Source organism: Nonomuraea sp. JJY05 (assembly GCF_043496855.1).
Classification (GTDB): Bacteria; Actinomycetota; Actinomycetes; order Streptosporangiales; family Streptosporangiaceae; genus Nonomuraea.
In genome coordinates, this window is the sequence record NZ_JBIEIS010000079.1 from 25,506 (window position 1) to 34,792 (window position 9,287).

A 9,287-nucleotide genomic window follows, 5' to 3' on the forward strand; every position below is an offset into this window, starting at 1 on the left:
CTTCGGTTGGCGGGCAGGTCAGTGGCCGGTGATCCAGCTCAGGGCGGCCTGGATGGCGGTGCGGATGTCGGGTGCGAGCGTGGTGGCGGCCAGTAGGAAGCCGAACAGCAGGCAGATCAGCGCGTGCCACCAGCGCAGGCCCAGATAGCGCCAGGTGATGAACACGACCGCACCGACCACGAGCATCAGCGGGACAGTTACCGTCATGAGGGCTTCACCTCCTCTCACGGGATCTCGCGGGGGACTGCGGATGGGGCTAGATGCCGTCGTGGCGGGACTTGCGGCGGCACCAGCGCCAGCGGGCGCGGTACTTGCGGCATCGCAGGGTTCCGGGCGTGGCGGCTCCGCACAGGCATCGGCCAGGCTGGAATGGGAGGGCTCGCATCAGTGGGTTCACCTCCTCCCGGGGCAGGCGGCGGGCGGGCAGTGGTGGGCGTGGGTGCCCAGCAGGCGGCGGCTCAGAGTTCCGGTGGGGGTGTGGCGGCGGTCCTCGGCGCGGATCACGGTGACCAGCACCGCGAACAGCGTCAGCGTGCCGATGGACAGGGCCAGGCCCAGGAACACGACGAACAGTCCGAGGTCCATCGCTTACGCCCCCTCGATCTCGTCGAGGGTGATCGCGTCGCGGTAGGAGTCCAGGGCCTGGATGCGGGCCATGGCCGCGTCCGTGACGTGGAGGGCTTCGTAACAGACCGCGCCGAACGTCGCACAGGCGACGTGATGTCCGCGCTGGATCGTGGGCGTGACGCCCAACTGCGCGGCCACGCGCCCGACTTCGGCGATCGCTTCCGTCTCGGTGGTGGCGTCGGTGTCGTAGAGCGTGTGGACCGACACCCGCACCGTTCCGTATCTGGGAACGGGCACGTGCGAGTGGCTGTCCAGGAAAGCGGCGAGCGTGTGCAGTCCCGCGATCAGGTCGCGGCGCTGGTGGCGCTGAGCTGGGCTCATCTAGATCACTTCCCTTCCGTTTCCGGTGACCTACGAGGCGAAAGTAGGTTTCGGGGAAGGGGTGAACCCATCGCGCGATGTGATCGTGTAGTGAGATCAAAAACATCCGGCGATGAGATGGATCAGATACTGCGGTGAGATAAACCCCAGCTCACGACGCCGGTTTGGAGACCGCGGGCGGCGCTGTAGTAGGCGTGGACGCGATATAGACCGTAGTGAACGGTCCATTTGGAACCCATTTCGGTGCGTTCGCCTTTGTCGATGTCGGCTTGGCGAGTTTGGGTGATGCGAGTGATGGCGTGGTCGACGGGGAACATCGGGCTGATGCTGCGGGAGAAGGCGATTTGGAGGGGGCCGCGGACGTGTCCGGCTTGGGCATCGCCGGTGGAGAGGACAGCCCCGAAGAGGCGGACGTCGTAGAAGTTGTCGCACATCCACTTGTGGACAGCGTCGCGTTCTTGGGGGGTGGCTTTCTTGCTGGGTTTGACGCCAGCGCCGGCGAAACCCCGTTCGATCTGGCTGTTGAGGGCAACATCAGCCTCGATGAAGATCTTGTAGCGGGGGTCGTCGGGGTGGAGCAGGGGGACGGTGTCGCGGATCTTGCGCTTGAGGGCCACGTCCGTGACTAGGCCCTGGTAGGTCTCCGCGTCGAGGCGGGGTTGGTTGCCGGCGTCGGGGTCGCCGTTGGGGTTGCCGTCGTGGACATCGAAGAGCATGACGATGTCGTGGCGGCGGGCGGGGTCGAGGTGAGTAGGGATCTGGTCGGTCATGGTCAGTCCTCCAGGGCGACGGAGTTGTCGGTGTCTAGGGTGGTGCCGGGTTCTGCGTCGGTGTTGGGCTCGTCGGCGGCGCTGTCAGGGATGAGGTCGTCGGCAGCCAGGCGGCGGGTGCGGGCGCGGGCGATGTCGTGGTTGGGCTGGTGACGGCACGGCTGAAGTAGCGGTCGCCGAGGGTGGTGTTGAGCTGTCCGCCACCCGCGCGGGTAGCGGCGTATTGGAGAGATTCCAGAACGGCGAACATGCGGCCGGCCAGATAGGCGGGGGTGTCGTCGTTAGGGTCGAGGGCCATGGGAAGCCTCCGGGCTTGGTTGGGATGGCAGCGGGTCAGGCAGAGCCGGATCAGGGCTTGGCGAGTGAGGTCGAACCCGCCGTCGGTGCGGACGCGTAGCAGCAGGTGGGCCAGCATGGCGGAGGACAGCCGGGTGCCGTTGAGGGCGGAGTGCAGGAGCTCGCGTTGGATCCAGACGGGGCGTTGGGCACCCTTGGCGCCGAAGGAGGCGTAGCTGCCACGGGCGCCGTTCTTACCGGGTTGCCAGCGTCCGAGTGCCAGGGCTAGGCGAAACAGGGAGGGGAAGCGTCGTTGGCCTGTCCAGGGGTCGGTGATGAGCATGTCGGAGAACCAGGACGCGATGTGTTGTTCCGCCTCGGGCAGAGGGATGTCGATCCAGTCGCGGACCATGATCCGGGCGGAGTTGTTGGACAGGGTGGTCGCGCAGAAACGTTCGGTGTGTGAAGTGCCGGCGACGATGGGAGCGCCGGCGCGGGGCGCGTCCAGCATGGTGGCGATCTTTATGGGATCAGGTTTGAAGAGCAGCTGGATGGTAGCCCTGCTCTGCGGGACGGCCGGGTTGCTTGTGCGGTCGTTTGGCACGATCCACCAGATGATCGCGGTGCCGCCGATGGTGCGCCGGTGGTTGGGATGTTGCAGCAGGTGTTCCAGCGTGCCCGTGTAGCCCTCGACGCAGGTTTCACACAGGGGAGTGTGCTGCAGGCCGGTGACAAGGTTGAAGCCGTGAGCGGGCTGGTTGACGCTCACCAGGGAGGCGGAGTTGCCGCGTTTACGCTCGGTCTTGCTGAACGGGTCGTGGCCCACGGTCGGTATCAGGCCGGGTCGGACGGGGCGTGGGGCTCGTTGTAGTACTGGCTGGACGGTGTCGCAGATCAGGCAGCGGTCGTGGGCACCGGAGGATTTGCGCTGCGAGGCGACCAGGCTCCAGTAGGCGCGGGCGCTGGCGGTTGCGTGGGCGGGCTGGCCGTCGATGCGGAACATCACGATCTGGCCAGAAGTGAAGTGTTTCGGCGGCTGGATGTGGCCAACGCCCTGGGAGGTGAGGAAAGCGCGTAAGGCTTGCGCGGCAGGCTCGTGGGGGTCGTGGTCTGCCCAGGCGCACACGAGGTCGATGAATGCCTGGTGGTAGCGGTGCGCTCGGGCGCGTTTGCGTTCGTCGTCGGCGTCGTTGGGGTCGGGCCAGCCCAGCGCGTACTCGATCTTGTCGCAGGCCAGTAGTGGTACGACGGCCGAGGTGCGGCCCAGGCTGGGCACCACCATAGGCAGGCCGCGCCGTCCGCTGGGATCACCGGGATCGCGGATCGGCGCGAGCTCGGCGACCGGTCCTGCGGCCGGGTAGCCGCGTCCGTCCAGGTCGACGAGCCAATGCACACCGGTTTGGATGTGGAAGGGCGGCGGGATGTGCTCGGGGTGCGCGGTGGCGTATTGCTGGAGGCGAGTCAGGAGCATCAGGCCCTCCGCCGTTCGGCGGTGTCGATCTCGGCATCCCGGGCCGGGTCGTGGATGCCTTCACGCGGCACCTTCAAGACGCCCTGTGCAGTTCGGCGGTGAACCACAGCGAGCGCGGAGCCGGGGTGTCGTAGTCGATGCGCAGCAGCATGACGCCCAGGTCTTCACTGCGCTTGATGGGCTGATTGCTGTAGTCGGGTGTGCTGAAGTCGGTGCAGGAGAACTCACGGGTGCCCAGGTAGGGGTGGGTGAAGGAGGCTCCGCGCTCGATCCGGCGGTGGAACTGGTCGCGGTACTTGGCCACGTGAGCGGTGGCGTGGGGCTTGAGTTCTATCTGGGCGTGGATGCGGTAGGCCACGTCGCGCAAGGCCACGGTGTTGCGCTGGTCGCGCTTGTCTGGGGCACGGAAGTGGTAGCGGCGACCCTCCTTGAGTACCGTGCTGAGGCTAGGCGCGTCGGTGACCTCGTTGCGCCTGATGCTGAACCACTTGATCTCGTTGAGCACGTCGATCTGCTCGATCCGGTAATCGACTCCGGCTTCCAGAAGATCGCCTGAAGCACGCCGCGGGCGGCGCTGGGCGTCATCACCGGATAGCTGACCCGTTCGGCCTTCAGCTCCGGACGGGTGAAGCAGGCGAAGTCTCCGCGCACCTCCATAACGAGGGCGGGACAGGACTCGCGGGCGGGTTTGCTCACGCGCTCTCCTCTTGGCGGGAATGACGATGCCGGTATTGAGGTCGTAGTCGCCGATCCACTCGTACAGATCGCCGATGACTGGACGCATCAGGGCTGCCACGTGCGGCTTGGTGAGTTGGCTCTTGGGCAGCGAGATGGTGTAGGGCTGAAGGCGGCGCAGCCACACATGCCCGCGGGCGGGGTCACGCCGCAACTGTTGAAGCCAGCTGTCGATCGGATCCGGCCGCTCGTTGGCGTGGGGGTTGTGGTAGCGAACGACGACCACGACACCACGGCGTAATCCGCCGGCCGGCGCGGCAGCCCACGCACACCGCGCTGTTCAAGTCCGACGCCGAAGAACCGCGGACGCGTTGCTCAAGACTGCAGCCCGCCCTGACCACTCTGCACAACAGCGCTCGCGAGCACGCCATTTCTCTTACTCGGGCCTGCGCCGCCGGACGGAGGGCTGCTGCTCGCGGGTCCGGCGCGTCTGGGCCCTCGCGGGGCGCCCTGCGGGAGCGAACTCCTCTTCCTCGGGCTCTTCGCCCTCCTCTTCAGGCTCTTCCTCTTCGGCCCTTTCGGGCTCTTCCTCCTCCCACTCCTCCTCTTCCGGCTTCTCTTCCTCCTCGGCCAGCTTGGCGCGCTCCTCCTCCATCGCCGTCTCGTGGTCCTTGACGACCTGGCTGTCGCGGATCTCCCCGCGCCAGCCCTCGCCGACCTCGTCGGGGTGCAGCAGGAGGTGCGACATCACGTGCCGCCTGAAGTGCTTGAGCTCCAGCCGCGTCCGCCGGCCCTGGGCACGCCACAGATTGCCCGTACGCTCGAAGAGCCCCTGCGGGTGATACTCCAGCACTACCAGGACACGCGTGAGGTCGTCCGTGACCGCGTGGAACGTCACCGCACCGTCCACGTAACCCTTCGCACCCTCCGACCGCCAGATGATGTGCTTGTCCGGGACCTGCTCGATGATGTGGGACTTCCACGTCCGGTGGGACCACCAGACCTGCGCCTTCCAAGAGAGTTGCTCGTCGCTTTCCTGATTGACCATCTCCACCTTCTTCATGAAGGTCGGGAAGTCCTGGAACTGGGTCCACTGGTCGTACACCAGGCGGCGGGGAGCGCCCACGTCGATCGTCTCGACAATGTTGGCGATCTTCTGGTGACCACCCTTACCACCCTTACCACCGGTGATCTTCTGCCAGAGCCCCTTCAGACCCCCCTTCAGTCCACCCCAGAGGCCGCCTTTGAGGCCGCCCTTCAAGCCGCCCTTGAGGGCGCCCTGGAGGGCGCCGCCCAGCACGCCGCCGGGATTGTCGGAGCCGGTCACCGCGCTGATGAGGCTCTTCCCGCCGCTCCCCACGTAGTCGGTCAGCCGACCGGTGAGATCCTCGATCTTTCCTTCAGCGGACGAGAGCAGCCGCTCGCTCGCGGCCTGCAGCAGGTTCTGTGCCTCCTGCACGAGCCGGGCCGTCGGAAGGCTTGCGGCGATCCCTTGGCCGACGTCCTTGGCCTTCTCGGCAACCTCGCCCTCGGCCTTCCGCGCCGCACCGGCCACGCCCTGGGCCGTACCCTTCGCCCCGTCGGCCACACCCCGGCGTGCCCGCTCGGCCGTGCTGGCGGCCCTCCTTGCCGTTTCCGTCGCTCCCTGGCCGGCGCCACGAACCGTTTCCCCGATTTGTCCCATTTTTGCCTCAGCCACCTGACTCACCTCCGCAACTGGCCGGCCCGCCGTACCGGACGGGCAGGCCGCTGTGCCTGCTCGTCCTCGTGGTCCTTGTCCTCGTAGTCCTCATCCTCTTCATCGGCCGCCCGCTTTGCGATCTGGCCGGAGTCCGTCACCCCCTCAGCTCCCCTCAAACGGGACAAAGAATCTAATAGAGGGGAATAATGGACAGGCCTTGAGTTAGTGCGGGGTAGGCCGCGCCCTCGTCGAGGTTGGTCCCACTCGGCCTGAGCGCGGCGGTGCCACCGGCTACGCAAGTTGTGGAAGACGGCCGCGGCGCGAGGTCCCGGCCAGTCGTGATCCGGCCGCTCGACGCGCAGGTCGGCCAGGACACGACCCGCTACCCGGCCCACCACACTGCCCTTTCCGGCTTGCCGGCTGTGATCAGCTCCCGTGATGAGCTTTGCGCCGAACGCCCCTATCCGTCTCCGGGTAAGCGGCGTTGACTGGCGGTGTCCGGTTACCTGTCTTCGGGCAGGATGTGCCGGCGATATCGGGTGGAGGCGGTCGTGTCTACCGAGACCGTGATGTGGGTGGCCGTCATCGTCGGGGTGATGGTGGCGGTGCCGGCCGTCGGCTTCTTCTTGTTGCGCAGGCGTCGAGGTCGCCTTCGCGAGCGATTCGGCCCCGCCCACGAACGCACTGTCGCCGCCGCGGGCAACCGCAGGGCGGCCGAGCGTGAGCTGCGAGCCCATCGAACGCGGTCAGGCCCACTCGATGTACGGCCGCTCGATCCCGACGCACGCCGCGGCTATGCCGACAGGTGGGCCGCGGTGCAGGAGCGTTTCGTGAACGAGCCGGGTCCCGCGGTCGGCGAGGCCGATCTGCTGGTGCGGGCCGTCATGGCCAAGTGCGGCTATGCCACCAAGGACTTCGCGCAGCGGGCGTCCGATCTGTCGCTGCGACACAGCCGCACTCTGGAGCACTATCGCCAAGCCCATGAGGTCAGCGGGCGCGCCGCAGGCGGTTGGGTGTCGATCCAGGAACTGCGGCAGGCCATGGCGCACTATCACGCCTTGTTCGACGATCTTCTCGGCGGCGACCCGCGGATCGTCCGGGCTCGGGCGCCGCTCGAGCACCCGTGACACTCCCGCACGGCGCTGCGGCTCCCCGCCGGTAGGCTGCGGGCGCTCCGGGGCCGCGAGCCGAGAACACGATCGATGGATCCGCCCCGTGGCGGTGCCACAGGAGACTCACGGAGGTGCCAGGCCGATGGCGTTGCCCCGGCAGGAGAACCAAAGCCGCCTTCTTGTCGATGGCGAATCCTCTACCGTGCCAGTGGAGGAGAGCAGCGCCGACGAAAGCCACAAGGAACGCATCGACCGTGAATTATCTGAGCTCCTGCAAGGGCTGCGGGTCATGGTGACCGGGGTGCAGGTGTTGTTCGCCTTTTTGCTGGCGATGCCGTTTCAGAGCGGCTTCGCCAAGGTGGACACCTCGGGTCACTGGTTGTTCTTCATCGCGTTGACGGGGTCGGCGATCGCCTCGCTCTGTTTCATCGCGCCCGCTGTTCAGCACCGGCTGCTGTTTCGTACCGGGCTGAAGGAGAAGATCGTGCATCGCGCCAACGAGCTGGGCCTGGCCGGTGCCGTATCGCTGGCGGTCGCGATCACCGCCGCGATGGCGCTGGTGGCCGAGGTCGTGCTCGGCAATTGGCTCGCCATCGTGTTCGGCGCCGCGGCGGCGCTGGCCACCTGCTGGCTGTGGCTCCTGCAGCCGATCATCGACCTGCGCCGCCAAGCAACGGCCACCCCACCGCAGACAACACACAACGAGAACTAGCCAGGCGGCGGTGAGCAGGCCCCGAGGTGCTCGGCGAGATAGGCCTTCCAGACCCTTCGTGGGGAGAGTCCATGGACATTGATGTCGCCGAACGTGAACACCTGGCGGTGGATGAACTGCAGGCACGGTTGACCAGAGCCTTCGCCCGCAGACATTCGGCTGAACGGGTACGTTCTGCGGTGGTGGCGGCCCACCACCGTTTCGATGGGCGGCCGATCCGTGACTTCGTTCCGATCTTCGTGGAGCGGATCGCCAAAGAAGACCTGCGCCGGTCCGCCTCCTAGTATCCTGCGCCTGAAATTCGTCGGCTAAGTCTAAAGTGACTCATGGCGCGGACGGGACGGCCGAAGACTGAGGTGACTCTCTCGGCGGAGGAGCGGGCGACGCTGGAGCGCTGGGCGCGAAGGAGCAAGTCATCGCAGGTTTTAGCGATGCGCTCGAAGATCGTGCTGGCGTGCGCGGACGGCAAGGACAACATCGAGATCGCCGCGGAGTTGCGCATTCATCGGGACACGGTCTCCAAGTGGCGCAGGCGGTTCGTCCGGCTGCGGTTGGAGGGATTGATGGACGAGCAGCGTCCGGGCCGGCCACCGTCGATCAGTCTGGACCAGGTCGAGCAGGTCGTGGTGGCGACGCTGGAAGAAACGCCGAAGGACGCCACGCACTGGTCGCGGGCCTCGATGGCCGAGCGCAGCGGGTTGTCCAGGTCGACGATCGGGCGGATCTGGCGGGACTTCGGGCTCAAGCCGCACCAAGCCGACACGTTCAAGCTGTCGACAGATCCGCTGTTCGTGGAGAAGGTCGTCGACGTGGTCGGGCTGTATCACAACCCGCCCGAGCGTGCAGTGGTGCTGTGCGTGGACGAGAAGTCTCAGATCCAGGCCCTGGACCGGTCGCAGCCGGTGCTGCCCATGATGCCGGGCATGCCCGAGCGGCGTACTCATGACTATGTCCGCAACGGGATCACGAGCCTGTTCGCCGCGTTCAATGTCGCCGACGGCAGCGTCATCGGCGAGTTGCATCGCCAGCACCGCGCCGCGGAGTTCAAGAAGTTCCTGATCACGATCGACAAGACGGTGCCAGCCGAGTTGGACGTTCACCTGATCTGCGACAAGTACGGCACCCACAAAACTCCGGCGATCAAGGCGTGGCTGGCCCGCCACCCCCGCTTCCACATGCACTTCACCCCGACCGGTTCATCCTGGATCAACCAGGTCGAGCGCTGGTTCGGCTTCCTGACCGAGCAGTTGATCCGACGCGGCGTACACAAGAGCGTCCAATCCCTGGAAAACGACATCCGCGACTGGATCGCTCAGTGGAACGACAATCCCCGGCCCTTCGTGTGGAAGAAGACCGCAGAGGAGATCCTCGACTCCCTCGCCCGATATTGCCGACGAATTTCAGGCGCAGGACACTAGCACTGCTGTCTCTGGGCGCCCCGAGGAAGAACCGGGTGGCCGGGCACTTCCAGTCAACGCCTCCCACTGGGATGCGGATACGGGCGTTGTCAGCCGAAGGTCGTGCGCGCCCAGCCGAGCGCGGCGGTGGGATCCATCCCGTGCGGGATGCGGTCGGTGGGGGTGTAGCTGAGCCACTGGTCGATGAGCCGGCCCAGGCGTTCGGGCACGTCCGGGGTGAGGTG

The 9,287-nt window shown here is 66.6% G+C and carries 12 protein-coding genes and 1 pseudogene; 4 read left to right on the forward strand and 9 right to left on the reverse strand.

Annotated features, from left to right (window positions below; all coding sequences use genetic code 11):
* Positions 1-18: 18 nt before the first annotated feature.
* The 9 genes and pseudogenes from ACFKCF_RS59015 to ACFKCF_RS59055 form a co-directional block, all read right to left on the reverse strand.
* On the reverse strand, positions 19-207 hold the full coding sequence (locus ACFKCF_RS59015; protein WP_394505961.1) for a hypothetical protein: 189 nt from the start codon (positions 205-207) through the stop codon (positions 19-21).
* A 186-nt stretch (positions 208-393) separates the two neighbouring features.
* Complete coding sequence (locus ACFKCF_RS59020; RefSeq protein ID WP_364842832.1) at positions 394-585, reverse strand: hypothetical protein; 192 nt, start codon at positions 583-585, stop codon at positions 394-396.
* A 3-nt stretch (positions 586-588) separates the two neighbouring features.
* Positions 589-948, reverse strand: coding sequence for a hypothetical protein (locus ACFKCF_RS59025; protein ID WP_394505963.1), 360 nt, complete (start codon positions 946-948; stop codon positions 589-591).
* A gap of 122 nt (positions 949-1,070) precedes the next feature.
* Positions 1,071-1,718, reverse strand: a complete 648-nt coding sequence (gene cas7c / locus ACFKCF_RS59030; RefSeq protein ID WP_394505965.1) for a type I-C CRISPR-associated protein Cas7/Csd2 — start codon at positions 1,716-1,718, stop codon at positions 1,071-1,073.
* Between the two features lie 34 nt (positions 1,719-1,752).
* Positions 1,753-3,465 carry a type I-C CRISPR-associated protein Cas8c/Csd1 gene (locus tag ACFKCF_RS59035; protein ID WP_394505967.1) on the reverse strand — a complete coding sequence of 571 codons (1,713 nt, stop codon included), beginning with the start codon at positions 3,463-3,465 and terminating at the stop codon, positions 1,753-1,755.
* A gap of 73 nt (positions 3,466-3,538) precedes the next feature.
* The gene (locus ACFKCF_RS59040) at positions 3,539-3,970 is read right to left on the reverse strand and encodes a type I-E CRISPR-associated protein Cas5/CasD (protein WP_394505968.1); all 432 of its coding nucleotides are present in this window, start codon (positions 3,968-3,970) and stop codon (positions 3,539-3,541) included.
* Between the two features lie 86 nt (positions 3,971-4,056).
* Positions 4,057-4,122 (reverse strand): annotated as a pseudogene (gene cas5 / locus ACFKCF_RS59045) (CRISPR-associated protein Cas5); the annotation flags it as partial.
* Between the two features lie 454 nt (positions 4,123-4,576).
* The gene (locus ACFKCF_RS59050) at positions 4,577-5,839 is read right to left on the reverse strand and encodes an SRPBCC family protein (RefSeq protein WP_394505970.1); all 1,263 of its coding nucleotides are present in this window, start codon (positions 5,837-5,839) and stop codon (positions 4,577-4,579) included.
* A 5-nt stretch (positions 5,840-5,844) separates the two neighbouring features.
* On the reverse strand, positions 5,845-5,979 hold the full coding sequence (locus tag ACFKCF_RS59055; RefSeq protein ID WP_394505972.1) for a hypothetical protein: 135 nt from the start codon (positions 5,977-5,979) through the stop codon (positions 5,845-5,847).
* A gap of 393 nt (positions 5,980-6,372) precedes the next feature.
* On the opposite strand from ACFKCF_RS59055, the gene ACFKCF_RS59060 reads away from it, so the two are divergent.
* From ACFKCF_RS59060 to ACFKCF_RS59075, 4 genes are all read left to right on the forward strand, one after another.
* Complete coding sequence (locus ACFKCF_RS59060) at positions 6,373-6,948, forward strand: hypothetical protein (RefSeq protein WP_364842850.1); 576 nt, start codon at positions 6,373-6,375, stop codon at positions 6,946-6,948.
* A 127-nt stretch (positions 6,949-7,075) separates the two neighbouring features.
* Positions 7,076-7,645 (forward strand): DUF6328 family protein, encoded by a 570-nt coding sequence (locus ACFKCF_RS59065; RefSeq protein WP_364842853.1) that lies wholly within the window; start codon positions 7,076-7,078, stop codon positions 7,643-7,645.
* A 71-nt stretch (positions 7,646-7,716) separates the two neighbouring features.
* Entirely contained in the window at positions 7,717-7,929 is a 213-nt protein-coding gene (locus ACFKCF_RS59070) for a three-helix bundle dimerization domain-containing protein (protein ID WP_364842856.1), read from the forward strand.
* 42 nt (positions 7,930-7,971) lie between these two features.
* The gene (locus tag ACFKCF_RS59075) at positions 7,972-9,063 is read left to right on the forward strand and encodes an IS630 family transposase (RefSeq protein WP_364842859.1); all 1,092 of its coding nucleotides are present in this window, start codon (positions 7,972-7,974) and stop codon (positions 9,061-9,063) included.
* Positions 9,064-9,287: the final 224 nt, after the last annotated feature.